Annotated in this window: 39 protein-coding genes; 3 read left to right on the top strand and 36 right to left on the bottom strand. The window is 42.7% G+C overall.

Going from position 1 to position 26,145, the window contains the following annotated elements:
• Positions 1 to 13 precede the first annotated feature (13 nt).
• The 3 genes from NQ542_RS11220 to NQ542_RS11230 all read right to left on the bottom strand — a co-directional run bounded on the left by NQ542_RS11220 (position 14) and on the right by NQ542_RS11230 (position 6,234).
• Positions 14 to 3,007 carry a DUF6383 domain-containing protein gene (locus tag NQ542_RS11220; RefSeq protein ID WP_005634803.1) on the bottom strand — a complete coding sequence of 998 codons (2,994 nt, stop codon included), beginning with the start codon at positions 3,005 to 3,007 and terminating at the stop codon, positions 14 to 16.
• Between the two features lie 551 nt (positions 3,008 to 3,558).
• On the bottom strand, positions 3,559 to 5,922 hold the full coding sequence (locus NQ542_RS11225; RefSeq protein ID WP_005634797.1) for a DUF3987 domain-containing protein: 2,364 nt from the start codon (positions 5,920 to 5,922) through the stop codon (positions 3,559 to 3,561).
• Between the two features lie 75 nt (positions 5,923 to 5,997).
• Entirely contained in the window at positions 5,998 to 6,234 is a 237-nt protein-coding gene (locus tag NQ542_RS11230) for a DUF4248 domain-containing protein (protein ID WP_005634795.1), read from the bottom strand.
• A gap of 201 nt (positions 6,235 to 6,435) precedes the next feature.
• Between NQ542_RS11230 and NQ542_RS11235 the strand changes: the two genes are divergently transcribed.
• The 3 genes from NQ542_RS11235 to NQ542_RS11245 all read left to right on the top strand — a co-directional run bounded on the left by NQ542_RS11235 (position 6,436) and on the right by NQ542_RS11245 (position 7,699).
• Positions 6,436 to 6,879, top strand: a complete 444-nt coding sequence (locus tag NQ542_RS11235; protein ID WP_005634793.1) for an HU family DNA-binding protein — start codon at positions 6,436 to 6,438, stop codon at positions 6,877 to 6,879.
• The gene (locus tag NQ542_RS11240; protein ID WP_005634791.1) at positions 6,876 to 7,346 is read left to right on the top strand and encodes a glucosaminidase domain-containing protein; all 471 of its coding nucleotides are present in this window, start codon (positions 6,876 to 6,878) and stop codon (positions 7,344 to 7,346) included. Before NQ542_RS11235 ends, NQ542_RS11240 begins: the two co-directional genes overlap by 4 nt.
• Positions 7,347 to 7,528: 182 nt before the next feature.
• A complete protein-coding gene (locus tag NQ542_RS11245; RefSeq protein ID WP_005634789.1) occupies positions 7,529 to 7,699 on the top strand; it encodes a hypothetical protein in 171 nt (56 codons plus the stop codon).
• An 83-nt stretch (positions 7,700 to 7,782) separates the two neighbouring features.
• Here the strand turns inward: NQ542_RS11245 and rplQ are convergent, their stop codons facing one another.
• The 33 genes from rplQ to rpsL form a co-directional block, all read right to left on the bottom strand.
• Entirely contained in the window at positions 7,783 to 8,274 is a 492-nt protein-coding gene (rplQ, locus tag NQ542_RS11250) for a 50S ribosomal protein L17 (RefSeq protein ID WP_005634787.1), read from the bottom strand.
• Positions 8,275 to 8,282: 8 nt separating this feature from the next.
• Complete coding sequence (locus tag NQ542_RS11255) at positions 8,283 to 9,275, bottom strand: DNA-directed RNA polymerase subunit alpha (RefSeq protein WP_005634785.1); 993 nt, start codon at positions 9,273 to 9,275, stop codon at positions 8,283 to 8,285.
• Positions 9,276 to 9,287: 12 nt separating this feature from the next.
• A complete protein-coding gene (rpsD, locus tag NQ542_RS11260) occupies positions 9,288 to 9,893 on the bottom strand; it encodes a 30S ribosomal protein S4 (RefSeq protein ID WP_005634783.1) in 606 nt (201 codons plus the stop codon).
• Positions 9,894 to 10,016: 123 nt separating this feature from the next.
• Positions 10,017 to 10,406, bottom strand: coding sequence for a 30S ribosomal protein S11 (rpsK, locus tag NQ542_RS11265; RefSeq protein ID WP_005634781.1), 390 nt, complete (start codon positions 10,404 to 10,406; stop codon positions 10,017 to 10,019).
• An 11-nt stretch (positions 10,407 to 10,417) separates the two neighbouring features.
• Positions 10,418 to 10,798, bottom strand: coding sequence for a 30S ribosomal protein S13 (rpsM, locus tag NQ542_RS11270; protein ID WP_005634778.1), 381 nt, complete (start codon positions 10,796 to 10,798; stop codon positions 10,418 to 10,420).
• Between the two features lie 35 nt (positions 10,799 to 10,833).
• Entirely contained in the window at positions 10,834 to 10,950 is a 117-nt protein-coding gene (ykgO, locus tag NQ542_RS11275) for a type B 50S ribosomal protein L36 (protein ID WP_005645768.1), read from the bottom strand.
• Positions 10,951 to 10,965: 15 nt separating this feature from the next.
• On the bottom strand, positions 10,966 to 11,184 hold the full coding sequence (infA, locus tag NQ542_RS11280; RefSeq protein WP_005634776.1) for a translation initiation factor IF-1: 219 nt from the start codon (positions 11,182 to 11,184) through the stop codon (positions 10,966 to 10,968).
• A 16-nt stretch (positions 11,185 to 11,200) separates the two neighbouring features.
• Positions 11,201 to 11,986 carry a type I methionyl aminopeptidase gene (gene map, locus NQ542_RS11285; RefSeq protein WP_005634773.1) on the bottom strand — a complete coding sequence of 262 codons (786 nt, stop codon included), beginning with the start codon at positions 11,984 to 11,986 and terminating at the stop codon, positions 11,201 to 11,203.
• A gap of 5 nt (positions 11,987 to 11,991) precedes the next feature.
• Positions 11,992 to 13,332, bottom strand: a complete 1,341-nt coding sequence (secY, locus tag NQ542_RS11290; protein ID WP_005634771.1) for a preprotein translocase subunit SecY — start codon at positions 13,330 to 13,332, stop codon at positions 11,992 to 11,994.
• 3 nt (positions 13,333 to 13,335) lie between these two features.
• Entirely contained in the window at positions 13,336 to 13,782 is a 447-nt protein-coding gene (gene rplO / locus NQ542_RS11295; RefSeq protein WP_005634769.1) for a 50S ribosomal protein L15, read from the bottom strand.
• A gap of 27 nt (positions 13,783 to 13,809) precedes the next feature.
• Entirely contained in the window at positions 13,810 to 13,986 is a 177-nt protein-coding gene (gene rpmD, locus NQ542_RS11300) for a 50S ribosomal protein L30 (RefSeq protein ID WP_005634767.1), read from the bottom strand.
• A gap of 19 nt (positions 13,987 to 14,005) precedes the next feature.
• Complete coding sequence (rpsE, locus tag NQ542_RS11305) at positions 14,006 to 14,524, bottom strand: 30S ribosomal protein S5 (protein ID WP_005651343.1); 519 nt, start codon at positions 14,522 to 14,524, stop codon at positions 14,006 to 14,008.
• A 5-nt stretch (positions 14,525 to 14,529) separates the two neighbouring features.
• The gene (rplR, locus tag NQ542_RS11310; RefSeq protein WP_005634763.1) at positions 14,530 to 14,874 is read right to left on the bottom strand and encodes a 50S ribosomal protein L18; all 345 of its coding nucleotides are present in this window, start codon (positions 14,872 to 14,874) and stop codon (positions 14,530 to 14,532) included.
• 21 nt (positions 14,875 to 14,895) lie between these two features.
• Positions 14,896 to 15,447, bottom strand: coding sequence for a 50S ribosomal protein L6 (gene rplF / locus NQ542_RS11315; RefSeq protein ID WP_005634760.1), 552 nt, complete (start codon positions 15,445 to 15,447; stop codon positions 14,896 to 14,898).
• Between the two features lie 16 nt (positions 15,448 to 15,463).
• The gene (gene rpsH, locus NQ542_RS11320) at positions 15,464 to 15,859 is read right to left on the bottom strand and encodes a 30S ribosomal protein S8 (RefSeq protein ID WP_005634758.1); all 396 of its coding nucleotides are present in this window, start codon (positions 15,857 to 15,859) and stop codon (positions 15,464 to 15,466) included.
• A 57-nt stretch (positions 15,860 to 15,916) separates the two neighbouring features.
• Positions 15,917 to 16,186: a 30S ribosomal protein S14 gene (rpsN, locus tag NQ542_RS11325; RefSeq protein WP_005634756.1), complete on the bottom strand. Its 270-nt coding sequence runs from the start codon at positions 16,184 to 16,186 to the stop codon at positions 15,917 to 15,919.
• Between the two features lie 6 nt (positions 16,187 to 16,192).
• On the bottom strand, positions 16,193 to 16,750 hold the full coding sequence (gene rplE / locus NQ542_RS11330; protein WP_005634754.1) for a 50S ribosomal protein L5: 558 nt from the start codon (positions 16,748 to 16,750) through the stop codon (positions 16,193 to 16,195).
• Positions 16,750 to 17,070 carry a 50S ribosomal protein L24 gene (gene rplX, locus NQ542_RS11335; protein WP_005634752.1) on the bottom strand — a complete coding sequence of 107 codons (321 nt, stop codon included), beginning with the start codon at positions 17,068 to 17,070 and terminating at the stop codon, positions 16,750 to 16,752. The genes rplE and rplX overlap by 1 nt, the downstream gene beginning before the upstream one ends.
• Before the next feature lie 19 nt (positions 17,071 to 17,089).
• On the bottom strand, positions 17,090 to 17,455 hold the full coding sequence (rplN, locus tag NQ542_RS11340; RefSeq protein ID WP_005634749.1) for a 50S ribosomal protein L14: 366 nt from the start codon (positions 17,453 to 17,455) through the stop codon (positions 17,090 to 17,092).
• A 1-nt stretch (position 17,456) separates the two neighbouring features.
• Positions 17,457 to 17,714, bottom strand: coding sequence for a 30S ribosomal protein S17 (gene rpsQ / locus NQ542_RS11345; protein WP_005634746.1), 258 nt, complete (start codon positions 17,712 to 17,714; stop codon positions 17,457 to 17,459).
• Between the two features lie 5 nt (positions 17,715 to 17,719).
• Positions 17,720 to 17,920, bottom strand: coding sequence for a 50S ribosomal protein L29 (gene rpmC / locus NQ542_RS11350; RefSeq protein WP_005634744.1), 201 nt, complete (start codon positions 17,918 to 17,920; stop codon positions 17,720 to 17,722).
• 6 nt (positions 17,921 to 17,926) lie between these two features.
• Positions 17,927 to 18,361 (bottom strand): 50S ribosomal protein L16, encoded by a 435-nt coding sequence (rplP, locus tag NQ542_RS11355; protein WP_005634742.1) that lies wholly within the window; start codon positions 18,359 to 18,361, stop codon positions 17,927 to 17,929.
• A gap of 20 nt (positions 18,362 to 18,381) precedes the next feature.
• Entirely contained in the window at positions 18,382 to 19,116 is a 735-nt protein-coding gene (gene rpsC / locus NQ542_RS11360) for a 30S ribosomal protein S3 (RefSeq protein ID WP_005634741.1), read from the bottom strand.
• Between the two features lie 7 nt (positions 19,117 to 19,123).
• Positions 19,124 to 19,534 carry a 50S ribosomal protein L22 gene (rplV, locus tag NQ542_RS11365; protein WP_005634739.1) on the bottom strand — a complete coding sequence of 137 codons (411 nt, stop codon included), beginning with the start codon at positions 19,532 to 19,534 and terminating at the stop codon, positions 19,124 to 19,126.
• A 49-nt stretch (positions 19,535 to 19,583) separates the two neighbouring features.
• Positions 19,584 to 19,853: a 30S ribosomal protein S19 gene (gene rpsS / locus NQ542_RS11370; RefSeq protein ID WP_005634738.1), complete on the bottom strand. Its 270-nt coding sequence runs from the start codon at positions 19,851 to 19,853 to the stop codon at positions 19,584 to 19,586.
• 20 nt (positions 19,854 to 19,873) lie between these two features.
• Entirely contained in the window at positions 19,874 to 20,698 is an 825-nt protein-coding gene (gene rplB / locus NQ542_RS11375) for a 50S ribosomal protein L2 (protein WP_005634735.1), read from the bottom strand.
• A gap of 8 nt (positions 20,699 to 20,706) precedes the next feature.
• A complete protein-coding gene (gene rplW, locus NQ542_RS11380) occupies positions 20,707 to 21,000 on the bottom strand; it encodes a 50S ribosomal protein L23 (protein ID WP_005634733.1) in 294 nt (97 codons plus the stop codon).
• Positions 21,001 to 21,011: 11 nt separating this feature from the next.
• Entirely contained in the window at positions 21,012 to 21,641 is a 630-nt protein-coding gene (gene rplD / locus NQ542_RS11385; RefSeq protein ID WP_005634732.1) for a 50S ribosomal protein L4, read from the bottom strand.
• Entirely contained in the window at positions 21,641 to 22,258 is a 618-nt protein-coding gene (rplC, locus tag NQ542_RS11390) for a 50S ribosomal protein L3 (RefSeq protein ID WP_005634730.1), read from the bottom strand. Before rplC ends, rplD begins: the two co-directional genes overlap by 1 nt.
• Before the next feature lie 21 nt (positions 22,259 to 22,279).
• Entirely contained in the window at positions 22,280 to 22,585 is a 306-nt protein-coding gene (rpsJ, locus tag NQ542_RS11395; RefSeq protein ID WP_005634728.1) for a 30S ribosomal protein S10, read from the bottom strand.
• Between the two features lie 21 nt (positions 22,586 to 22,606).
• Positions 22,607 to 24,730 (bottom strand): elongation factor G, encoded by a 2,124-nt coding sequence (fusA, locus tag NQ542_RS11400; protein WP_005634724.1) that lies wholly within the window; start codon positions 24,728 to 24,730, stop codon positions 22,607 to 22,609.
• Positions 24,731 to 24,751: 21 nt separating this feature from the next.
• Positions 24,752 to 25,228, bottom strand: coding sequence for a 30S ribosomal protein S7 (gene rpsG, locus NQ542_RS11405; protein ID WP_005645752.1), 477 nt, complete (start codon positions 25,226 to 25,228; stop codon positions 24,752 to 24,754).
• A gap of 154 nt (positions 25,229 to 25,382) precedes the next feature.
• Positions 25,383 to 25,793 carry a 30S ribosomal protein S12 gene (gene rpsL / locus NQ542_RS11410; protein WP_005634721.1) on the bottom strand — a complete coding sequence of 137 codons (411 nt, stop codon included), beginning with the start codon at positions 25,791 to 25,793 and terminating at the stop codon, positions 25,383 to 25,385.
• Positions 25,794 to 26,145 lie beyond the last annotated feature (352 nt).

A 26,145-nucleotide genomic window follows, 5' to 3' on the forward strand; every position in this document is an offset into this window, starting at 1 on the left:
TTAGTATCAACCGTTATTTAACGATAGCCTTTACAGCTTCTTCACCTTCAACAGCTACAACTACGATACCCTGCGGAGCAGCGATTGTAGCGTTGTCAGAAGAAACAACCGTGTTAGCCACTACCTGGCCCAAGATGTTGCTGATGACAACTTTCTTGCCGGCAGCACCGGCAATTGTTACGTTGCCTTCGCCAGATACAACTTTAACTGTTGCAACTTCCACGTCCTCGTTAGCTGTTGCATCGCCTTCGCCCAATGTAACAACCAGAGCTTTTTCCACCTGATTTGTAAAGCCTAACTTACCGTTCAGGTTGTACAAATAATAATTCGGAGCAGAAATCGGTCTGATTACATAGCTGCTTTCAGAAGCTTTCATAATGTAGAACTTGAAGTTATCAACACCACCCAAGCATACATCTTCTTCTTCCTCTTCTGCAACCAAAACAGTCTCGCCGTTTACAGTCGTAGAGATTGTGTCAAGACCAGCCAATGTTGCCGGACGGAAAATAGCTTTCAAATCGCCATCACTTCCATCTACTTCTGTATAAGAACCTTCCAAAGCATAGTTTACATTATATACATAATCAGCCTTGTTAGCATCCCAATGAAGCATAGAATCCGTTGCGAAATACAAGAAGTCTCTTGCTTCTTCTTCACCATTACCTTTAGAGATATAGAAAGAATGGAAATCCTTGTCGATATCAGCTGTATCCAACCAGAATGTCATACCTTCGCCGATAATACCTTCCAAGATACCGTTCTTGTTCTGTTTCACAGCAACAGCACCTTCTTCGCTATTGAATGTAGCGTGACGTGCTACAGCTTCCAATGATTCAGAAAGAGCGTTAAAGTCAACCGTTACAGCTGAATAAGGAGCATTCAGTTCATCCAAAGTTGCAGAAGCAGCGTCAAAAACAGCAGTTGTTGTATTTACAGACCATTTGTTAGCATCATACTTAATCAGACCACTGTAATTTACTTCATCATTTCCAGCTGTAATATCAGTTTTGCCCAACTCAATCATAGCATACGTTCCATCTACATTTTTCTTGAAGAATACACGTTTGGCATCGTCTTTAGCAGTTGCAGCTTTATAATCACTAGTAACACCACCAAAATACTGCTTAGAATTATCGTTCTTCAAATTGTACAGCAAATAAGAAGTCGCAACGTTTACAACAGAGTCTTTCTGTTTTACATCTGTTCCGTCCAGATAAGCATATTTCATCTTATTTTTTACGCTTTCAGCCTTTTCAAACATCCACTGAACGCTATAAGCCGGATTGTTGATAGGAACAAAGTAAGGACTAGTACCTTTGTAAGCCATGTACAGCTTTTCAACCGTTACCGAACCAGTACCGTTGAATACCAATTCAGTCTGCTGGCTCAACTGTGCATCTGTCAATGCCAAGAAACCTTCGCTTTCAGTTGTCGGAGTCAGTTTGACAATCTGATATTTCCAGTTACTAATATCGGTCAAGTCCACAGAACCTGCAACAATACCTGTAACAGCAGTACCTGTGCTCAATGCAGCAGTACTGATTGCATATTCGCCAGCCTTGTCAGTCTTATACATGCTGACAGTGAAAGTCACGTTTGTTTCACGGTTTTTGAATTCGAAGTTACGTCCACTAACAGCAGAAACAACCCACTGAGCCAACGGAGCATTTACATCTACATCTTCCGGAGCTGCTACGGCTGCGCCGAATGCAGCAGCACCATAAGTCGGGATCAAATATTTGCCATACAAAGAAGCAGCAGCAGCAGTAGTGTTAGCCGGCTTAGTTCCCAAGAAAGAGATGTTGTAGATAGCAGCATCGTCTGCTTTCAATACGTCAGCAGCAGCAGCCCAAGTGTTGCTTGTTGTCATAGCCAAAGACAGTTTGTCGGCGTTACCGAAACCAACAGTCGTGATATAAGTCTTGATACCACCTGTAGTCAAAGAGTAAGCACCTACAAACAAGTTTGAAGCAGCCGTGTTGTCATTACCTTCAACTTTAGCAGAAGCCAATGTAATCGTATATTCACCTTCTGCATTCTGAGGATCGTCTTCTGAAACAGCAAAAACACCGTTCACGCTTGCAACTTTACCATCTTTCTTAACGTTGTTATCGGCCAACTTGTTACCTTTTACAGTTGTAAAGTCGTAGCCTTCACCAGTTGCAGCATCCAAGCCTGTGATACCAAAGTTCTTTTCCGGATTCAATACGATAAATGTGGCAGCTTCAACCTGTGCTTTTGTAAAGCCTGTTACCAACAGTTTCTTACCGGCAGCGTCAGCTTTAACAAAATACATACCAGATGTTGCAGGAGTAGAAATTACACTTACAGTCAATGCAGCATCTACAGTAGATGCATCTACAGCAATCATCTGATCTGCAAACGGATTGACATCCGGATCAGAAACTGCATTTGGGAATGCAAACTTGAAGCCTTGACCGGAAAGGTTGGCGTTCAAATCATCGACAGTGAGGTCTGTTTTAGCAACCCATGCTGTAGCTGCTGTTCCCGCAGCACTTACATCATATGTCGTAACGGCAGTTGAATTAACTTCAAATTGACCAGCCAAATTCAAAACTTTCAGTTTTGTAAAATCCAATCCTTTACCTTCTACAGTAAAGATGTTTGTAACAGTTGCAACATCTGTCACATTACCACTTAACGCATTACCATTTGCTTTCGTCACATAAAACGGTTTTCCATCAGCTTTCAATGTAAACGTAGAAAAGTCACCAATTGCATTGTAAGCATAATCAGCAATTTCAAACAAAGTAGCATTTTCGATAGCAAGATCACCTGTAGCATTATAAGTGGAAACAGCCGTTCCATTTACTTTGTAAGTTTGATCTACTTTGATGAAACCATTTGTGTTACCTAAGTAGAACTTTGCACCATTCTGCAGATCACCTTTTGCGGCTTCCGCTGTAGGAGCAGCGTTTGCAGAACCAAGCAACGCACCTACCATCAGTAAGCCCGCTGTCAAAAGAGTAGAAATCTTCTTGTTCATAATCTAAACTTTAATATTAATAATACAATAATTGAAATGTTCGTCCTATATATATGTACACGCGTTAATAATGTACACGTGTTAACTTTCGTATTTTGATAGCAAAAACGATCGTTTTTTTCGTCATTTTTTTCGCCTCTTTTTGGAGTTCGTGTTGAAAAGGTGGTTTTTTGTCCTTAAATTGCTATCTGATTGATAAGAAAGGATATAGAGATAAGATTTTTTTTCAGGAAAAGGGTTGTGGTTTTAAAAAGTATATGTATTTTTGTGGTGTAAAAATGACGAAAAGAAACGATCGTTTTTTTTCGTCATTTTTACATCCACCAAATAGCTCATCTACAGAGATTTATCCACAAAAATAGCATTCTAAAAATTCATTAATACCACTTTCGTTCAAAAATCGGTGCTTTTTAGGGAAAACCCCGATGCCTACTGTGTTTCGAAAGGGTGCTTGTCCGTCATTGACCCGATGCTTACCGGTCTGTTTTTTGAAGTTTTTCGGATTTTCAGTGAAAAACCTGCCAAAGTCCGCCAAGTCTGCCGGGGCCTTTTTAAATTTCGACGACCTGCTTTCCCCGTTCCGTCTTCCGGTAATAACCATTTCCTTCTGAGATGATTAGGTCATTTTTTTGCAGTTTCCGAAGGAATTTATCGACAGTCGATTCTGAAATTTCACGGACATTCGCTTCCTTGACCACGTCAATGCGTTTGAAAGAATCAAGAAGGGAGACAAACAAGTTGCGCAAATGGTGTGGAAACCGGAAGTGCACTTCCGACGAAGCACTCTGTAACGATGTAGCCACGACATAGGCATGTTGCAGACAAACCTTGCCGAGATGGAAGGCGGTGGCGAAATCATCGTCGCTGATCGTCCAGACACGCTCCGAGCAACCACTCTCGCCCTTGCGCAACGCGGTCAGTTGCATTCCTATGCGAAAAATAGCCAGACGATAGCGCAGGACCGTCGATTCCATGTCTTCGTTACCGAAAGAACGGACATTGTAGTACTCGCGCTCGAAAAAACGATCGAGGCGTTTACGTTGGGCATCACTAAATTTGACCCAGGTCGGAGAGTTGTCGAGAAAAACTCCGATATCGAGCACACGCTGCCCCCAACTTTCAAAATATTCGGATGCTGCCGGGCTATCGTCGGCCGAAGTCAACGGACGATAGGTCCCGCTTCCCGGTATGCGGTACATCAGAATACGGCTGAAGAGACCGTTTTCGGTCGAAGGGATCAGGCGGGGAAGCATGGCAGGAGTACCGCTCAGCAGTAGTGCCAAGTTGGGCCGTTTGACCATGAACGATCCGCTGCTTTTCGTCGAGCTGCCTACAGGTTCATGATGATACGACTTGTTCAGCACATCGTTATATTTGCCAAAATCCTGCGAGAACATGCTCAAGACCGTCTCCATCTCTGTATCGACCATGCAGGATGTGTAAGGATAGTTGGCTTCGAGCAGTTCCACGAGCCGGGCCTGCGTGACGTTACCCGTCAGCGCAAGGTTTCTCTGTTTCACCACCTTCGGCTTTGACGGAGCCGGACCGAGCGGCTGTTTGGAGGTCTGTTTCTGACGTTTATGCATCTTGTAGTTATCGTATGCTTCCTGCAACTCTTCATATTCTTCAACCTGGTGACGAGAATTGTCATAAATATACTGTTGCCAGGGTTCGAGCATCCGTTGCAGGGCAGCGATACGCCCTTTCCCACTTCCAGAACCGCCGGTTATGATCGAATAAAAGGCAGGTGTGTAATCGTGTTCGCCCAACGAACCTTTGACACCAGGAGACACGCTGCTCAGAAGCGTCAGCGAAGAAATCAGCAAAATGTCGCGATCCGTACGACTGTACGCACATTTCAATATGTCCGTGAGAAGAGGTGGCAAGTGATCGTAGATATTCTCGTCAAAGCAAGGAAGAAGGGTGTTATCCAGCTCTATATCATCACATTCGCCGTATTCTGCATCCTTTTGTGCCATTTTGGGAAAGGGGGTGGCAGACTTGGCAGATTTGGCAGACTTCGGGACGGAACTGGTCCCGTCCGGATGGAACGCACAGCTCCCATGCGAGGCACTGTAGCGTCGGTAGATGTCGTTTACTGTTGTCTCGACCTCGGCAGCCGGAAAGTCGGCCGAACCGTAGCGGCGGACACACTCACTGACAGCGTCGTAGAGAGAAAAGCCGGCATTGTTCAAGACAGAGGACAGCTTCACAAGATAGGAATGACGGTTACCGGCAACAAAAGTATTGCTTTGTTCATACTTGTCAATGTAGTTCGAAAGCCGCGTGCCGGAGCACACGCTTCCAGAGGAATGTCCGGAAGCGGCCTGAGGCTCCGGGTCAGCAACGGGGATTTCGATCGCTTCAGATTCTTCCTTATAAAAAGCGTTCGGATCATGGCCGGCGAAACAGCCACGGTTCGGATCTTTTCCACTGACGTCCACCTTCACGCCCGGAAGATCCACTTCGACACGGTGTTTGACGACTCCAAAGGCCAAGTTATGATTTTTCAAATCACTGTCAACCATTATGAAGAGCTTGACGCCGGTCCCGGAAGGGCTGACATGACCGGCTTTCACATACGAGAGCTCAGCCGCCCGGCGGAGCAATTCAAGGACGGGTATAGGCGAATCGTCTATATCGATCACCATGCAAGCACTATAGCGCACCATGTGTTCCAACTTACGACCTCCTTCCATCACGCCGCCGGCGACATAGAGGGGCAGTTTTTTCTTGTAAGCATCAGCTTCATCCTTCTTGCCGGCTTTGATAAGCCCACGCAGATAGGCGATCGGTCTCGCATACTCACCACTCTTCACCTTACCGATGTACTGATTCAAGGTCATCAAACTGGCGCTCCCTGTCTGGAACGCAGAGTCGAAGCAAGTACCTTCGACTTCTTTTTGTATTACCATACTATTGTGTATTAAATGAAAGGCTACAGTTCCCGCAGGAACGCTTCGTGCGGCTCTTTCGGTTGTTTATTCTTTCTAAGGTTCCCCCAAGTGCTCAACCAGGCAGGCGACCTGCTTCGGCGTATAAAGTTTCTGGAATTTCACCCATCCCGCAGCCAAAAGTTTTTCTTTCAGACCACGCGAAGTCCGTATCCATACCCACATCCTTTTATAGGCAGTCTCAGGGGGAGATTCCGGAAAATAAAGGAGCGCGAATTCGGTAACACCCATGGCTCCTTTTGCCGATATAAGCTCTATTTTTTTATCATTCATAATAATTTTGATTTAAACATTCTAATACATTATAAATGTACGATATTTTTTGGTATCATGCAAGGAATCCGACAATTATTTTACAAAAAAACAAGAAATACCGCCAAAACCTCAGCTAACCGTATATACCTTTCCCGCCAGACCTCAGGACACCGTATCTTTGTAATGTAGTAAATCACTAACCCTCAATCTATTAATCGTATGTCAGTAAAGTACAAACTTGTTTTAAAAAAAGACTTGACCAAAGGTGCGGCAGCCGATGCCAAGCGGTATTATGCCTCGGCCAATGTCACTGGTATGATGGATTTCGACACGATCTGCGATGTGGTGGCAGACCGTTCAACAGCCAGCGACGGTGACGTGGCTCTCGTCTTGTTGGGACTGATCCGTTGCATGCAGGAAGCGTTGTTGCGTGGCGAAGTGGTCCAATTGGGTGCATTGGGCAACTTCCGGCTCTCACTCGGAAGCTCCGGAGTGGTAAATGCGGATGATTTTCACGCATCATTGATCAGGAAGCCGCGAATAATCTATTCTCCGGGAGTTAAGCTGCGCGAAATGATCGCCAAAGTGAGTATTGAACGTATTGGACAAGAGACAGATAAGTCCAATGCAGGTGGTGAAGATGACAGACCCGGAGAATTATGAAACCAGCGCAAATCAACTTCGTAAAAGAATGCCTACCGGCAGCTGTGTCGGCAGGAGCCGCCTTCAACCTGAATCCGCTGGTCATTCTGGCACAGGCGGCGTTTGAAAGCGGCTGGGGAACGAGCAATCTGGCAAAGGAGTGCCGAAACTATTTCGGACTGACCGCCTATGGATGCAGCAACGCTTATTGGCATGGCGGGAAAACTACCGTAAAGGCATCCTCCTATCCATTGAATTTCCGACGCTACGACACACGAGAGAATTCCTTCCTCGATTTCGCCCGCTTGATACGGAACAATTATCGCTCCGCTTGGCAGGTAAGCAACAACCCGCAGGCCTATGCAAAGGAGATCGCCTACAGTCCTTACATCAGCGAACTGAACGGCGATAATCGGGAAACGTACCGGCACAGTATCATCCAGATCACACAAACGATACAGGCGGTGATGGCGTTAATCGGAGAATAACGGTTCAACCGTATGCCATACCAAACAACCACCCCGTAGGGAGGGGTCAAAACGATCCTGTTCCCGCGCTTGACGCGGGATCGCATTAAAACCGACGCTACAAAAATCTGATTGATAAGGTCTGTCTTTTTGCGACCCCGCATCAAGTGCAATGTATTATAAACTCTAAACGACTATCCATCATGAAGAAGATCAGAAAGGTTCTTGAATTTATCTTGGCTTTGTTGAATTTTTTGTTCCACTTTAAACCTGTACCGGATGAAACACCTCCCATCAGCCCTGAAAGTTTTCCTCTCCCTGATTATCAAGATCTTGAGAAGAGGAATGAACCTCTATTTGAGACTGTCTGTTAGGGTCAGGCTCTGGTAAAACGCAAAAAGCCCGTCTGCGAAAGGCAGACAGGCTTTTTTTATTTGTTTGTTGAATAAGCCGGAATTTATTCAGCAGCTTTTTCTTCTGCAACCGGTGCTTCTGCAACAGGAGCTTCTGTTTCAGCAGCAGCTGTAGACTTTTTACGAGAACGTCTTGTCTTAGTCGCTTTCTTAGCTGTAGCTGTCTTCAACATGTTTTCGTTGTAATCAACCAGTTCAATGAAGCACATGGCTGCGTTATCACCCAGACGGTTACCAGTCTTCAGGATACGAGTGTAACCACCCGGACGGTCACCGATCTTCTGAGATACTTCCTTGAACAATTCTGTTACAGCATATTTGTCTTGCAAATTGCTGAATACCACACGTCTTGAGTGAGTTGTATCCTCTTTAGACTTAGTGATAAGCGGTTCTACGAACTTACGGAGCGCTTTAGCTTTAGCAACAGTCGTAAAGATTCTCTTATGTTTGATAAGAGAACATGCCATGTTTGAAAGCATTGCGTTACGGTGAGTGTTCGTACGACCTAAATGATTTATTTTCTTATTGTGTCTCATCGCTATACTTACTCTTTATCTAATTTATATTTAGTGATATCCATACCGAATGAAAGGTTCAGACTCTCAAGCAGTTCATCAAGTTCTGTAAGTGACTTCTTACCGAAGTTACGGAATTTCAACAGGTCATTCTTGTTGAATTTAACCAGTTCACCTAATGTTTCAACATCTGCGGCCTTCAAGCAATTCAATGCGCGAACGGAAAGATCCATATCCGAGAGCTTGCTCTTCAGCAACTGACGCATGTGAAGCACTTCTTCATCGAATTCCTCATTACCGTCAGTGTCAACTGTCTCGATAGCAATCTTTTCATCTGAGAACAACATGAAATGGTGAATCAGAATCTTAGCTGCTTCTTTTAACGCTTCCTTCGGATGAATAGAACCATCAGTGGCTATTTCAAGAACCAACTTTTCGTAGTCCGTCTTTTGCTCAACACGGAAGTTCTCGATCGAATACTTAACGTTGCGAATAGGTGTGTAAATAGAGTCGATTGCAATCACGTGCATGTCTGCATTCGGATCTCTGTTTTCATCAGCGGGAACATATCCGCGACCTTTGTTAATCGTCAGCTCGATCTGGAAACCTGCGTTCGGATCCAAACGACAAATAACCAACTCAGGATTCAATACCTCGAATCCGGTCAGCTGTTTACCAATATCACCGGCTTTGAACACTTCCGAACCCGAAACAGTAATACTTACTTTTTCATTCTCTATGTCGTCTACAATATGCTTGAACCGTACTTGTTTCAGATTCAAGATAATGTTTGTCACATCCTCGATAACACCGGGGATTGTACCAAATTCATGGTCAACCCCTTCGATTTTAATGGATGTAATAGCAAAACCTTCAAGTGACGACAGGAGAATACGGCGCAGAGCATTACCTATAGTAATACCATAGCCGGGTTCCAACGGACGAAATTCAAACTTTCCGAAGAAATTGTCCGCTTCCAACATTAATACTTTATCGGGTTTTTGAAATGCTAATATCGCCATGGAAATCAATTATTATTTAGAATACAATTCTACGATCAACTGCTCTTTAATGTTTTCAGGAATGTCAGCTCTTTCCGGCAGATGCAGTAATTTTCCGCTTAAAGAAGACTGATCCCATTCGATCCAAGGATACTTGCTGTGGTTGAATCCTGACAGTGCGTCGGCAATCACTTCAAGAGATTTGGATTTTTCTCTAACACCAATAACCTGACCGGCTTTTACAGAGTAAGAAGGAATGTTTACAACCTTACCGTCTACTGTAATGTGACGATGAGAAACCAACTGACGGGCAGCAGCACGCGTCGGGGCGATACCCAAACGGAATACTACGTTATCCAAACGGCTTTCCAGTAACTGCAACAGCACTTCACCGGTAATACCTTTTGAACGTGATGCCTTTTCAAACAGGTTTCTAAACTGTTTTTCCAATACACCGTAAGTGTATTTAGCTTTTTGCTTCTCACGAAGCTGGATTCCGTACTCGGAAGTTTTTCTCTTGCGGGCATTTCCGTGCTGTCCGGGAGGATAGTTCTTTTTTGAAAGAACTTTATCCGGTCCGAATATTGCCTCACCAAACTTACGGGCAATTCTTGTTTTAGGTCCAGTATATCTTGCCATTTTTTTATTGTTTTAATGTTCTGTTCTGAATCTGGAACCGTGCAGCCGCGACTACAGAGAGGATAAGGTCTTTGTGTAATCTATTCACAATTCCGGATTCAATGTTCAAGAAACTATAGTTAATTATACTCTTCTCTTTTTCGGAGGACGACAACCATTGTGAGGAAGCGGAGTAACGTCTACGATTTCCGTTACTTCAATACCTGCACCGTGGATAGTTCTGATAGCAGACTCACGTCCGTTACCCGGTCCCTTTACGAATACTTTTACTTTTCTCAAACCAAGATCGTAAGCTACTTTTGCACAATCCTGAGCTGCCATCTGGGCTGCATACGGAGTGTTCTTTTTAGAACTTCTGAATCCCATCTTACCAGCAGAAGACCAACTGATTACCTGACCTTCGCTATTAGCAAGAGATACAATAATGTTGTTAAAAGAAGAATGAATATGAGCTTGACCGTAAGCGTCAACTTTTACGTTTCTCTTCTTTGCTGCGACTGTTTTCTTTGCCATATCAATTCTTATTATTTAGTAGCTTTTTTCTTATTTGCAACAGTTTTCTTCTTACCCTTACGAGTACGAGCATTGTTCTTTGTGCTCTGGCCTCTCAAAGGTAAACCAATACGGTGACGAACACCCCTGTAACATCCGATATCCATCAGACGCTTGATGTTCAGCTGAACTTCTGAACGAAGGTCACCTTCCACCTTATATTCAGCGCCAATGACTTCACGTACTTTTGCAGCTTGATCGTCTGTCCAGTCTTTTACTTTGATATCACGATCGATCCCTGCTTTGTCTAAAATGGATTTTGAAGCGCTACGACCAATACCATAAATATAGGTCAAGGCAATTTCTCCTCTTTTATTTTGTGGCAAGTCTACACCAACTATTCTTATAGCCATATTACTTACTTAAATTATTTTGCAAAAATAATAAATTATCCTTGACGTTGTTTATACTTAGGATTTTTCTTGTTAATTACGTATAAGCGTCCCTTTCTTCTAACGATTTTGCATTCGGGAGTACGCTTCTTTAAAGATGCTCTTACTTTCATATCTTGTTGTTTTTTTTATTTATATCTAAAAGCAATTCTACCTTTCGATAGATCATACGGAGACATCTCAACTCTTACTTTATCACCGGGAAGGATCTTTATGTAGTGCATGCGCATCTTCCCTGAGATATGAGCAGTGATTTCATGTCCGTTCTCTAATTCTACACGAAACATTGCGTTCGACAATGCTTCTACTATAACTCCATCTTGTTCAATTGCTGACTGTTTAGCCATATAAAATTAAATCAAATTAAATTGCATTATTACCTAAAACTTCTTCTAAAAACTCGAATGAAGACAAGATCTGGGGGCCTTCGGGACGGATTGCGATACAATGCTCGAAATGAGCCGAACACTTTCTATCTTTCGTACGGACCGTCCAACCATCTTTCTCAAAAACGACATTCTTACTTCCCATATTAATCATCGGCTCAATGCAGATGCACATACCGCTGCGCAATAGGGGACCGCAACCAGGACGCCCATAATTGGGGACTTCAGGTTCTTCGTGCATCTTCCGTCCGATACCGTGACCGACTAGTTCCCTGACAACTGAGTAACCTTTCGATTCACAATAAAACTGTATGGCATGGCTGATATCTCCGAGGCGTTTGCCTTCAATGGCATGCTGAATTCCCAAGTAAAGTGATTCCTTTGTTGTCTTCAACAAGGCTTTCACTTTGGGATCGACTTCGCCCACACAAAACGTATAGGCTGAGTCACCGACAAAACCATTCAAAACCGTACCGCAGTCGACAGATATAACATCCCCTTCTTTCAGTATTGTCTTCGAAGAAGGAATACCGTGTACAACCTGTTCATTCACGGAAGCACATATGGAATTTGGGAAACCTCCGTATCCTAAAAATGCCGGAACCGCACCATTATCTCTAATGAATTCCTCGGCAATCTTATCAAGCTGAAGCGTATTGACACCGGGAGCGATATGTTTGGCCAATTCGCCAAGCGTCTTACCCACCAGTTGATTCGCCGCACGCATCAACTCAATTTCTTCATCTGTTTTTAAATAGATCATTCTAATTAATAAGCACCAACTGCGCCTGAGCGACCTTTAATTCTTCCTGACTTCAACAAACCGTCATAATGACGCATCAGCAAATGACTTTCTACTTGCTGCAGTGTGTCCAACACCACACCAACCAGGATCAACAAAGATGTTCCGCCAAAGAACTGCGAGAACTCCATACTTACACCGGCAATCCGGGCAAAAGCAGGCATGATAGCCACTACTGCAAGGAAAAATGCTCCCGGCAAAGTAATACGGTCCATGATGGTATCCAAATAATCTTTGGTACTCTTTCCAGGCTTAACACCCGGAATGAACCCGTTGTTTCTCTTCAAATCATCCGACATCTGAGTCGGATTGATCGTGATAGCTGTATAGAAATATGTAAACAAGATAATCAGTACAGCAAATACGAAGTTGTACCAAAATCCGGTATTGTCCATAAACGCAGCTACGAAACCAGACTGTTCGCCTGTGCTTGAGAAACCGACGATTGAAATAGGAATAAACATGATTGCCTGAGCAAAGATGATAGGCATCACGTTTGCAGCATTCACCTTAAGAGGAATGTACTGACGCGCACCACCATATTGTTTATTTCCGATGATCCGTTTTGCATACTGTACGGGCACTTTACGAGTACCTTGTACTAACAGGATCGCACCTGCGATAACTAGCAAAAGGAACAACATTTCAAACAAGAACATAACCAGACCACCGGTTTTCTCACTCGTCCGGGAAACAAATTCCTGAAACAACGAATGCGGCAGACGGGCTATAATACCAACTAAAATGATAAATGAAATACCATTTCCAACACCTTTATCTGTAATTCTTTCACCAAGCCATAAGATAAACATACTTCCAGCAGCTAAAATAACTGTAGAAGAAATTGTAAACCATATACCTGCAGGCAGAGCTGCTCCGGCGGCTTTCAGTTGTACACTTAAGTTAACAAGATAAGTAGGACCCTGGAACAGAAGGATAGCCACTGTCAGATAACGAGTCCACTGGTTGATCTTACGACGACCACTCTCTCCCTCTCTCTGCAATTTCTGGAAAGAAGGAACTGCAATTGCCATCAACTGCATTACAATGGAAGCGGAGATATACGGCATAATCCCTAATGCAAAAATAGAAGCATTAGAGAAAGCACCACCAGAGAACATGTCTAACAACGCCAGCAATCCGCCTCTTGTCTGTTCCTGCAAAGCGGTCAACGCTTTAGGATCAATACCCGGAAGAACGACGTACGTACCAAAACGGTATATAGCCACCAATAAAAGAGTGGTGAGGATCCGATTTCTCAGATCCTCAATCTTCCAGATATTTTTTATTGTTTCAACTGCTCTCATAACTTAGAGTTTAACAACAGTTCCACCTACTGCCTGGATAGCAGCTTCAGCACTCTTGGAGAAAGCGTGAGCTTCCACTTCAAGTTTAGCTGTCAAGTTGCCTTTAGCAAGAATCTTAACCAACTGGGAAGAGGAAATGAAACCTGCTTCAATCAGTTCGTTGATGCCAATCTTAGAGAGCTGCTGAGCTTCAGCCATGCCCTGTAATGTAGAAAGATTGATAGCTTTGTATTCAACGCGGTTAATATTCTTGAAACCAAATTTAGGTAAACGTCTCTGTATAGGCATCTGACCACCTTCGAAACCAATTTTCTGCTTGTAACCGGATCTTGATTTCGCACCTTTATGACCTCTTGTTGAAGTTCCTCCTAATCCTGAACCCGGACCACGGCCGATTCTTTTTCTGGTCTTGGTAGATCCTTCAGCAGGTTTTAAATTTGATAAATTCATATCGTATAATTTATTTTTCAACCGTTATTACTTTACTACTGAAACCAAATGTTTCACTTTCTCAACCATACCCAGAATAGCCGGAGTAGCTTCATGTTCTACTACCTGGTTCATTTTCATCAGACCCAGCGCGTCAAGAGTTCTCTTTTGGTCTTTCGGGCATTTAATTCTACTTTTTGTCTGCTTAACTTTAATAGTTGCCATAACTTATTATCCTCCCTAATTAACCTTTGAATACTTTTTCAACTGCAACATTTCTGTTCTGGGCAACCATCAACGGGCTTCTTAACTCACTCAGTGCAGCGATAGTTGCCTTCACCAAGTTGTGAGGATTAGAAGAACCCTTTGACTTAGCCAAAACGTCTGTGATACCCACACTTTCCAATACAGCACGCATAGCACCACCAGCTTTAACACCAGTACCATGAGAAGCCGGTTTGATCAGTACCTGAGCGCCACCGAACTTAGCCAACTGTTCATGAGGAATAGTACCTTTGTGAACAGGAACTTTAATCAGATTTTTCTTTGCAGCTTCAACACCTTTTGCGATCGCTGTCGTTACTTCACCGGCTTTACCTAAGCCCCAACCAACGATACCGTCTTCGTTTCCTACTACGACAATAGCAGCAAAACTGAATGTACGTCCACCCTTGGTTACTTTAGTTACGCGGTTGATTGCAACCAAACGGTCCTTCAACTCTATGTCGTTGGTCGACTTAACTCTATTATTAACTCCTGCCATCTTCATTAAAATTTAAGGCCGCCGTTACGTGCAGCATCTGCTAATTCTTTAATTCTCCCGTGATACAAGTAACCGTTACGGTCGAAAACAACAGCCTGTACACCAGCTTCCTGGGCAACTTTGGCAATCTGTTCTCCAACCTTGGCAGCAATCTCTTTTTTCGGAGCTTTAACATCCATCTTCAAAGAAGATGCCGCAGCCAAAGTCTTACCTGTAGTATCATCTATAACCTGTGCATAGATCTGCTTATTGCTTCTAAACACAGTCAGGCGCGGACGTTCAGGAGTCCCTGAAATTTTACCGCGTACACCTGCTTTTATCTTTAATCTTCTTTCTTCCTTCGTTGTCATGATAATTTCAGTTTACGTAGATTACTTACCTGCTGATTTACCAGACTTTCTGCGAATTTCTTCACCCACGAACTTAATACCTTTACCTTTATACGGTTCCGGCATTCTGAATGAACGAATCTTAGCACAAATCTGTCCCAGTAATTGTTTATCAGCCGATTCAAGGATAATAAGAGGATTTTTATTTCTCTCTGCCTTTGTTTCAACTTTCACTTCCTTAGGCAACTGCATGTAGATGTTGTGAGTATAACCTAAAGAAAGATCTAACAGCTGACCTGTATTTGTCACACGGTAACCGACACCGACAAGTTCCAGTTCCTTTTTGTATCCTTCTGAACAACCAACCACCATATTGTTAATCAGCGAACGATACAAACCGTGCAGCGCACGATGGTTCTTTTCGTCTGTCGGACGTGTCAGATGAATGATTCCATCTTCCAAAGTCACATTAATATCAGGATTCACAGCCTGAGTCATCTCACCTTTGGGACCTTTTACAGTCACTACATTATCCTTAATGGTAACCGTAACACCGGCCGGTACATGAATTGGTAATTTTCCTATTCTTGACATTCTTCTTTCCTCCTAATTAATAAACATAACATAATACTTCACCACCGATCTTCAGATCACGGGCTTCTTTGTCTGTCATCACACCTTTAGAAGTAGAAAGAACGGCAATACCTAAACCATTCAATACTCTTGGCATTTCCTTGTAACCAGTGTACTTACGCAAACCAGGGGTAGAAACTCTCTCAAGTTTCTTGATCGCATTTACTTTGTTTACCAGGTCATACTTCAAGGCAATCTTAATTGTACCCTGAGGACCATCTTCTACAAACTTAAAATTAAGAATGTAGCCCTTGTCGAAAAGGATCTTAGTGATCTCTTTCTTTAAATTTGACGCCGGCACTTCAACAACTCTGTGCTTCGCTTTGATCGCATTACGCAATCTTGTCAAATAATCTGCAATAGGATCTGTCATATATAAATGAATTAAATTGATCCGGCCACCCGGACAATATTTAAATTAAAAAAACTCTTACCAACTTGCTTTCTTTACACCCGGGATTAAACCATGAGATGCCATTTCACGCAGTTGAATACGAGAAATACCGAACTGGCGTACATAGCCTTTCGGACGACCTGTAATTTTACAACGATTGTGCAAACGTACAGGAGAAGCATTTTTAGGTAAAGCCTGTAAAGCTTCGTAGTCACCTGCTGCTTTTAATTCTGCTCTTTTAGCAGCATATTTTGCTACGAGCTTTGCTCTTTTCACCTCACGGGCTTTCATTGATTCCTTTGCCATAACTACTTAGTCTTTTTTTGCATTTTTAAAAGGCAATCCAAATTCTCTCAAGAGAGCATACCCTTCTTCGTCTGTTTTCGCAGAGGTCACAAAGGTAATATTCATTCCCAATATTTTGGTAATATTATCGATATTTATTTCAGGGAAAATGATTTGTTCCTGAATTCCGAGGGTATAATTACCTCTTCCGTCCAACTTACTTTCGATCCCCTTAAAGTCACGAATACGAGGAAGAGCTACGCGAACAAGTCTTTCCAGAAATTCATACATCTGTTCACGGCGTAATGTTACCATTACACCAATTGGCATTTTCTTACGCAACTTGAAGTTAGAGATATCCTTCTTTGAAACCGTCGCAACAGCCTTCTGACCTGTAATTGCAGACAATTCGCTGATGGCAATATCGATAATCTTCTTATCTGCAGCAGCCATACCCAAACCTTGATTGATAACAATCTTCTTCAGTACGGGAACCTGCATTACGGTTTTATAACCGAACTCTTTCGTCAAAGCAGGAACAATTCTGTCCTGATATTCTTTCTTAAGACTGGCAGTATTGCTCATTACTTAATTTCCTCCCCTGATTTTTTAGAATAACGCACTAAAGCACCTTTTTCGTCTAATTTACGACCGATACGTGTCGGCTTACCGGATTTCGGATCAACAACGTTCAGGTTAGAAATATGAATAGGAGCTTCCTTCTTTTCAATACCTCCTTGAGGATTCTTTGCATTAGGCTTGGTATGCTTTGATACCATATTAATACCTTCTACAATGGCACGGTTGTCTTTTACAAGAACTTCTAAAACACGACCTGTCTTACCTTTGTCTTCGCCGGCATTAACAAAAACTATATCGCCTTTTTTGATATGTAATTTGCTCATTACTTTAAGTTTTACAAAATTAAAGCACTTCTGGTGCAAGTGAAACAATTTTCATGTTTGTTGCACGAAGTTCTCTGGCAACCGGACCAAAGATACGGCTTCCACGAATATCACCACCGGCATTCAACAATACGCAAGCGTTATCATCAAAACGGATGTATGAACCATCCGGGCGGCGAATCTCTTTTTTAGTGCGAACAATGATAGCCTTAGAAACAGCACCCTTCTTCACATCACTCGACGGGATTACACTCTTGATTGCTACTACAATTACATCCCCGACAGTGGCGTAACGTTTTCTTGTACCGCCCAAAACACGAATACACAACGCTTCTTTTGCACCACTGTTATCTGCTACTACTAGTCTTGATTCTTGTTGTATCATGTTACTTAGCCCTTTCGATTATTTGAACTAATCTCCATCTTTTTGTTTTGCTCAAAGGACGAGTTTCCATAATTTTTACAGTATCGCCGATACCGCATTCATTCTTTTCGTCATGAGCATGATATTTCTTCGTCTTATTAACGAACTTTCCATAAATGGGGTGCTTTTCCTTCCATTTAATAGCAACCGTGATGCTCTTATCCATCTTGTTGCTGGTAACCACGCCCGTTCTTTCTTTTCTTAAATTTCTAGTTTCCATCAGGCTCAATTTTTGTTGTTAAGTTCTCTCTGGCGCAATTCTGTTTTCATGCGCGCAATCATCCTGCGTTGTTGTTTAATCTGAGCAGGGTTTTCACTCGGAGAAATGCTGTGGTTGATCACTTTCTGATCGTAAGCAGCCACTTCAGCATCAATTCTTTCTACTAACTCCTTCGTGCTCAATTCTCTAATTTCTGCAATCTTCATAACAAATTACGCATTTTGATTAGCCATATCATAATCACGTCTCACAACAAACTTTGTTGTTACCGGAAGCTTTTGTGCAGCCAAGCGCAAAGCTTCCTTAGCAATATCAAAAGGAACCCCTTCGATTTCGAAAATCAAACGACCTGGAGTAACAGGCGCAACAAATCCTTCAGGATTACCTTTACCTTTACCCATACGTACTTCAGCAGGCTTCTTTGTGATTGGTTTGTCCGGGAAAATACGAACCCACACCTGACCTTGACGTTGCATATAACGAGTTACCGCGATACGAGCAGCTTCGATCTGACGACCGGTAATCCATTTATTTTCTAACGCTTTTATACCAAACGAACCGAATGCCAGCTGGTTGCCACGCTGAGCTTCGCCCTTCATGCGACCTTTCTGCTGTCTTCTGAACTTGGTTTTCTTTGGTTGTAACATCTCTTCTTAAATTCTAACGTTTAACGATTAGCTTTCTTTCTCTTGAAGTTCTTATCTCTGCTGCCGCCGGCATTTTCATTTCTGCGACCTGAATCTTTTGATGCAGCGAATGAAGGAGCAAGATCTCTCTTACCATAAACTTCACCACGGCAGATCCAAACCTTAACACCGATCAAACCAACCTTCGTCAACGCTTCAGCCAAAGCATAATCAATATCTGCTCTGAATGTGTGTAACGGAGTTCTTCCTTCTTTATACATTTCTGAACGAGCCATTTCAGCACCGTTCAAACGACCAGAGACTTGCACTTTAATACCTTCGGCCCCCATTCTCATGGTAGAAGCGATAGCCATCTTGATAGCACGACGGTAAGCAATTTTTCCTTCAAGCTGACGAGCAATATTGTTTGCAACGATAACAGCGTCCAATTCGGGTCTTTTTACCTCAAAGATGTTGATCTGAACTTCTTTGTCGGTAATCTTCTTCAACTCTTCTTTCAACTTATCAACTTCCTGACCACCTTTACCGATGATGATACCTGGACGTGATGTGCAAACTGTGATTGTAATCAACTTCAGCGTACGTTCAATAACGACGCGAGATACACTAGCCTTAGCAAGACGAGCATTCAGATATTTACGGATTTTGCTATCTTCCAGCAAAGTGTCTCCGTATTTTTTGCCGCCATACCAATTGGAATCCCAACCGCGGATGATTCCCAAACGATTACTAACCGGATTAACTTTTTGTCCCATCTACAAATTAATTTTGACTATCGTTTTTACTAAGTGTATCAACAAACAGAGTTACATGGTTCGAACGTTTACGAATTCTGTATCCTCTTCCCTGAGGAGCCGGACGCATTCTCTTCAATGTAGTAGCGCAATCTACGCTGATTGAAGATACGCACAACTCTCCAGCTTCTGCTTTACGTTCATTTTTCTGTTCCCAATTGGCAATAGCTGAACGAAGCAATTTTTCTACTCTTGCTGCAGCTTCCTTGTTAGAAAACTTCAAAACACCAAGTGCACGGAATACTTCCATTCCACGGATCATGTCTACAACGAGACGCATCTTGCGGGGAGAAGTCGGCACATTCCGCAACTTTGCGAAGTACATGGTCTTCTGAGCTTCTTTTCTTGCTTCAGCTGATATTCTTTTTCTAGCACCCATTTTATTGATTCTTTTTATTTTCAGATTCCTGAATCCCTGTTACTACCGATTATTTTTTCTTGTTACCGGCGTGACCACGGAACGTACGAGTAGGAGAAAACTCTCCCAGTTTATGACCTACCATGTTCTCGGTTACAAAAACAGGAATAAATTTATTTCCATTGTGAACTGCAATAGTATGACCTACAAAGTCAGGCGAAATCATTGAAGCTCTTGCCCATGTCTTAACGACCGCCTTCTTTCCTGACTCATTCATTGCCAAGACTTTCTTTTCAAGCTTTACATTAATATACGGGCCTTTTTTTAGCGAACGACTCATAGTTTACTTAATTAATCAGATTATTTCTTTCTTCTTTCAATAATATATTTTGAAGAATGCTTCTTCGGAGCTCTTGTCTTCAAGCCCTTAGCATATAAGCCATTACGAGATCTAGGATGACCTCCGGAAGCACGACCTTCACCACCACCCATCGGGTGATCAACCGGGTTCATTACAACACCACGGTTGTGAGGACGACGACCTAACCATCTAGAACGACCGGCTTTACCTGATTTTTCAAGACCATGGTCTGAATTACCTACACTACCAACTGTAGCCTTACAAGCAGCAAGAATCTTTCTGGTTTCGCCAGAAGGCATCTTAATAATTGCATAATCGCCTTCTTTCGAAGTCAACTGAGCAAAAGCACCGGCAGAACGTACTAACTTAGCACCCTGTCCCGGACGAAGCTCAATGTTGTGAATAATAGTACCAACGGGAATATTTGCCATCGGCAAAGTATTACCAACCTCAGGAGCGGCTTCGCTACCTGAAACCACTGTTTGGCCAACTTCCAATCCGTTCGGAGCGATGATATAGCTCTTTGCCCCGTCTGCGTAATACAACAGTGCGATACGAGATGTACGGTTAGGATCATACTCGATAGACTTGACTGTTGCAGGAATGCCATCTTTGTTTCTCTTGAAATCGATAAATCTGTACTTCTGTTTGTGACCGCCACCAAGATAACGCATTGTCATCTTACCAGTGTTATTACGACCACCTGTACTCTTCTTACCTACTACAAGAGACTTTTCTGGTGTACTTGCAGTGATTTTATCAAATGCACCAATAACTTTGTGTCTCTGCCCCGGTGTTGTGGGCTTTAATTTACGTATTCCCATTTCTTTTTTTAGATATTACTAAAGAAATCAATTGTTTCTCCTTCTTTCAACGTTACGATAGCCTTCTTAAAAGCTGATTGTTTGCCATTGATAATACCTGATTTGGTATAGCGGCTTTTCTTCTTGCCTGAGTAGTTGATGGTGTTAACATCAACTACTGTAACATTATACATGTCTTCAATGGCTTTTTTAATCTCTAACTTGTTGGCATCAGGAGAAACACGAAAACCATAGCGATTATCCATTTTTTCTGTAATCGCTGTTTGCTTCTCAGTTACTATAGGTTTAATAATAATTCCCATTTTTCTACTCCTTATGCGTTAAACAGTTTTTCAATAACAGCTACAGAACTTTCTGTCAACACCAAATTAACAGCATTTAACACGCTATATGTATTTAACTCTGAAGCTGTTATAACATTTGCCTTCTCTAAATTTCTGGCCGACAAATATACGAAATTATTTTTCTCAGATAAAACCAAAAGTAACTTTCCATCAGCCACTTTCAGATTCTTAGCAATTGTTACGAATTCTTTAGTCTTAGGAGCTTCCAAAGTGAAATCTTCTACTACTACAATTGCGTTATTCTTTGCCTTATAAGTCAAGGCAGACTTACGGGCCAAACCTTTAACTTTCTTGTTCAATTTAAACTCATAATCTCTCGGTTTCGGACCGAATACACGGCCACCACCTACCAATACCGGAGAGTTGATGTCGCCACGACGAGCACCACCACCACCTTTCTGGCGGATCAATTTACGAGTACTACCAGAAACTTCACTTCTTTCCTTTGATTTATGAGTTCCCTGACGCTGATTAGCCAAATACTGTTTTACATCCAAGTAAATAGCATGATCATTGGGTTCAATGCCAAAGATAGCATCGTTCAATGTTACCTTTCTTCCGGTATCTTCACCTTTAATATTTAATACGCTCAGTTCCATTACTTTTCAATTAATAAGATTGAACCTTTTGCTCCTGGAACAGATCCTTTTACTAATAAAAGATTGTGTTCCGGCATCACCTTGATCACTTGCAGGTTCTGAACAGTTACACGTTCATTACCCATTTGGCCGGCCATACGCATACCTTTGAATACCTTTGCAGGATAAGAACAGGCACCGATACCACCGGGAGCGCGCAAACGGTTATGCTGACCATGAGTAGTCTGACCTACACCACCGAAACCATGACGTTTTACTACACCCTGGAAACCTTTACCTTTTGATGTACCTACTACATCAACGAAACCTGCATCTTCCAAATAATCTACGGTGATTACATCACCGAGCTTATATTCGGTTTCAAAATTTTTGAACTCGGCCAAGTATCTCTTGGGAGTTACACCTGCCTTTTTGAAGTGGCCCATTTCTGGCTGTGTTGTGTGTTTCTCTTTTTTCTCTTCGAAACCTAACTGTACAGCTTCATAGCCATCTTTTTCCAAAGTCTTAATCTGTGTAACTACACAAGGACCCACTTCGATAACAGTGCATGGAAGATTTTTTCCCTCGGCACTGAAAACGGATGTCATTCCGATTTTTTTTCCTAATAATCCTGGCATTTCACTAATTTGTTAATAAACTTACACTTTAATTTCTACTTCAACACCACTGGGCAATTCCAGTTTCATCAATGCATCAACCGTTTTTGCAGTTGAGCTGTAGATGTCGATTAGTCTCTTGTAAGAAGAGAGTTCGAACTGCTCACGAGACTTTTTGTTAACGAAAGTCGAGCGGTTCACAGTAAAGATACGCTTGTGCGTAGGCAGAGGTATCGGGCCGCTAACAACTGCACCGGTAGCCTTAACCGTCTTCACGATCTTCTCGGCAGACTTGTCTACCAGAGAATAATCGTAAGACTTTAATTTAATTCTGATCTTTTGGCTCATATCTATATATATGTTTCTAAATTATTTGATCAAATCAGCACGACCCTGTACTTCTGTCAATACCTGCTTAGCGATAGAAGAAGATACTTGAGCATAGTGCGAGAACTGCATTGAAGAAGTTGCACGACCTGAAGTGATAGTACGCAAAGCTGTTACATAGCCGAATGTTTCAGCCAAAGGAACTTTTGCTTTTACAATACGAGCACCTGTACGACTTGTTTCCATACCTTCAACTTGTCCACGACGCTTGTTCAAGTCGCCGATTACATCACCCATACTTTCTTCCGGAGTAACCACTTCCATCTGCATGATCGGTTCCATCAAAGCAGGACCTGCCTTTTCAGAAGCGTTCTTGAATGCCTGGATAGCTGCGATTTCGAAAGACAACTGGTCAGAGTCAACCGGGTGGAAAGAACCATCGATCAAAGTAACTTTCAGTTGATCCAACGGATAACCTGCCAATACACCGTTCTTCATAGCCTTCTCGAAACCTTTCTGAACTGACGGGATAAATTCCTTGGGAACGTTACCACCCTTCACTTCATCGATGAACTGCAAACTTCCTTCAAAGCCTTCATCTGCCGGTTCGATACGGACAATGATATCGGCAAACTTACCACGACCACCAGACTGCTTCTTGTAAACTTCACGAAGTTCGACAGATTTGGTGATAGCTTCTTTGTAAGTTACCTGAGGCTTACCCTGATTACATTCGACTTTGAATTCGCGTCTCAGACGGTCAATAATAATATCCAAGTGAAGCTCACCCATACCGCTGATGACAGTCTGTCCTGTTTCTTCGTTAGTCTGAACCGTGAACGTCGGGTCTTCTTCGGCCAACTTAGCCAAGCCCATGCCCAGTTTATCCAAATCCTTCTGTGTCTTCGGTTCCACAGCGATACCGATAACCGGATCAGGGAAGTCCATAGATTCCAATGTGATCGGAGCGTTTTCGTCACACAGCGTATCCCCAGTACGGATATCCTTGAAACCTACACCTGCACCAATATCACCGCAACCGATCGTTTCCATCGGATTTTGCTTGTTAGAGTGCATCTGGAACAAACGAGAGATACGTTCTTTTTTGCCAGAACGCGTATTCAAGACATAAGAACCGGCGTTGATCGAACCTGAATAAACACGGAAGAAACAAAGGCGGCCTACATATGGGTCGGTAGCGATCTTGAATGCCAAAGCAGCCATCGGTTCCTCAAACAACGGCTTGCGGACAACGACTTTTTCAGGATCACTCGGATCCGTACCTTCAATAGCTTCCGTATCTTCAGGAGACGGCAAATAAGCACAAACTGCATCCAATAACGTCTGAACACCTTTGTTCTTGAATGAAGATCCGCAAGTCATCGGGTTGATCTGCATAGCTAATGTTCCCTTACGGATAGCCGTGTGAATCTCTTCTTCTGTGATAGTCGAAGGATCATCGAAGTATTTTTCCATGATCGCGTCGTCACATTCTGCCAAAGCTTCAAGCATCTTGTCACGCCATTCTTCAGCTTCAGCCTGAAGATCTGCCGGGATTTCTTCTATGCTATAGTCGGCTCCCATCGATTCGTCATGCCAATAGATGGCCTTCATCTTGATCAGGTCGACGATACCTTTGAATGTTTCTTCAGCACCGATAGGAATCTGGATAGGACACGGATGAGCGCCCAATACTTCCTTAACCTGGCGAACTACTTCATAGTAGTTTGCACCTGAACGGTCCATCTTGTTTACATAACCGATACGAGGTACATTATATTTATCAGCCTGACGCCATACAGTTTCAGACTGCGGCTCCACACCACCTACAGCACAGAAAGTAGCAACAGCACCATCCAGTACACGAAGAGAACGCTCAACTTCTACTGTAAAGTCCACGTGTCCCGGAGTATCAATCAAGTTGATCTTATATTTGTTACCCAAATAGTTCCAGAAAGTAGTTGTTGCAGCAGATGTGATTGTAATACCGCGTTCCTGCTCCTGGGCCATCCAGTCCATCGTAGCAGTACCATCATGCGTTTCACCGATCTTATGGGTCAGACCGGTGTAAAACAAGATACGTTCAGAAGTAGTTGTTTTACCAGCATCGATGTGAGCCATGATACCGATGTTTCTTGTAAACATTAATTGTTTATCGTTTGCCATATTCTTTCTTAGCCTTTATAATTAAAATCTGAAGTGAGCGAATGCACGGTTAGCTTCGGCCATACGGTGCATATCTTCTTTTCTCTTGAATGCTCCGCCCTGGTTATTGAAAGCATCTACAATCTCTGCAGACAGCTTATCAGCCATAGTCTTACCACCACGTTTACGTGCGAAGATGATGAGGTTCTTCATTGAAATCGATTCTTTACGATCGGGGCGAATTTCAGTAGGTACTTGGAAAGTAGCACCACCAACACGGCGAGATTTCACTTCGACTTGAGGAGTAATGTTGTCGAGTGCAGCTTTCCAAATTTCGAGAGCGGACTTTTCTTCGTTAGGCATTTTGGCCTTAACTGTTTCCAAAGCGGAATAGAAAATTTCGAAGGCAGTATTCTTCTTGCCATCATACATCAAATGGTTAACGAATCTCGTAACCTTAACATCACCGAAAACAGGATCCGGGAGGATCTGTCTTTTCTTTGGTTTTGCTTTTCTCATTTTGTTTTCAAAAATTTCGTTCTTGTTCTTGGTTGCCTTTAATACGTCTTCAACGGTTCCGCTGAACCATTTACTCAACCTATAGCCTATCCAAATAACTCAAACCAGCTTTAATACTTAAATTTAAATTCTCAGTTTGAAGGGATGTAACTAATTACTTCTTCTTTCCTTTAGCTGCAGCTGCTGCCTGCCCCGGTTTCGGACGTTTAGCGCCGTATTTGGAACGTCTCTGAGTACGTCCGTTTACGCCTGCAGTATCCAAGGTTCCACGTACAATGTGATAACGTACACCAGGAAGGTCCTTAACACGACCACCACGAACCAACACGATTGAGTGTTCCTGCAGATTGTGTCCTTCTCCCGGAATGTAAGAGTTTACTTCTTTTCCATTTGTCAAACGAACTCTCGCTACTTTACGCATTGCAGAGTTAGGCTTCTTCGGAGTTGTAGTATAAACACGAACGCAAACACCACGTCTCTGCGGACATGAATCCAATGCGGGTGATTTACCCTTTTCCACCAAAGTTTCCCTTCCTTTTCTAACTAATTGCTGAATTGTAGGCATTTCTTTTCTTTTTTAAACTTTGAATGTGTTATTATTATAATTATCTATTTCTTCAATTTTGAGCTGCAAAGGTACACATTCTTTTCGGACTATCAATAAGTTGCGCCTTCTTTTTCGCACACTTCGCGCTAAAACGCTGCAAAGGTACGCATTTGTTCCCGTTTCACAAGAGGCCGCTTTTATTCATTTATAAATAATTAACTATTATTTCTCTTACAAACTCCGTTAACCCAGAACAACCGACCTCTTTTACACGAAATCCAGTAGGTATCGGATAAAGAATCGATGCCCACTGGATTCACATTTGATGCTTATCGGATCAAAAACGAACGACTGTTAGAAGAATATCGAT

Source organism: Parabacteroides merdae ATCC 43184, assembly GCF_025151215.1.
GTDB classification, from domain to species: Bacteria; Bacteroidota; Bacteroidia; order Bacteroidales; family Tannerellaceae; genus Parabacteroides; species Parabacteroides merdae.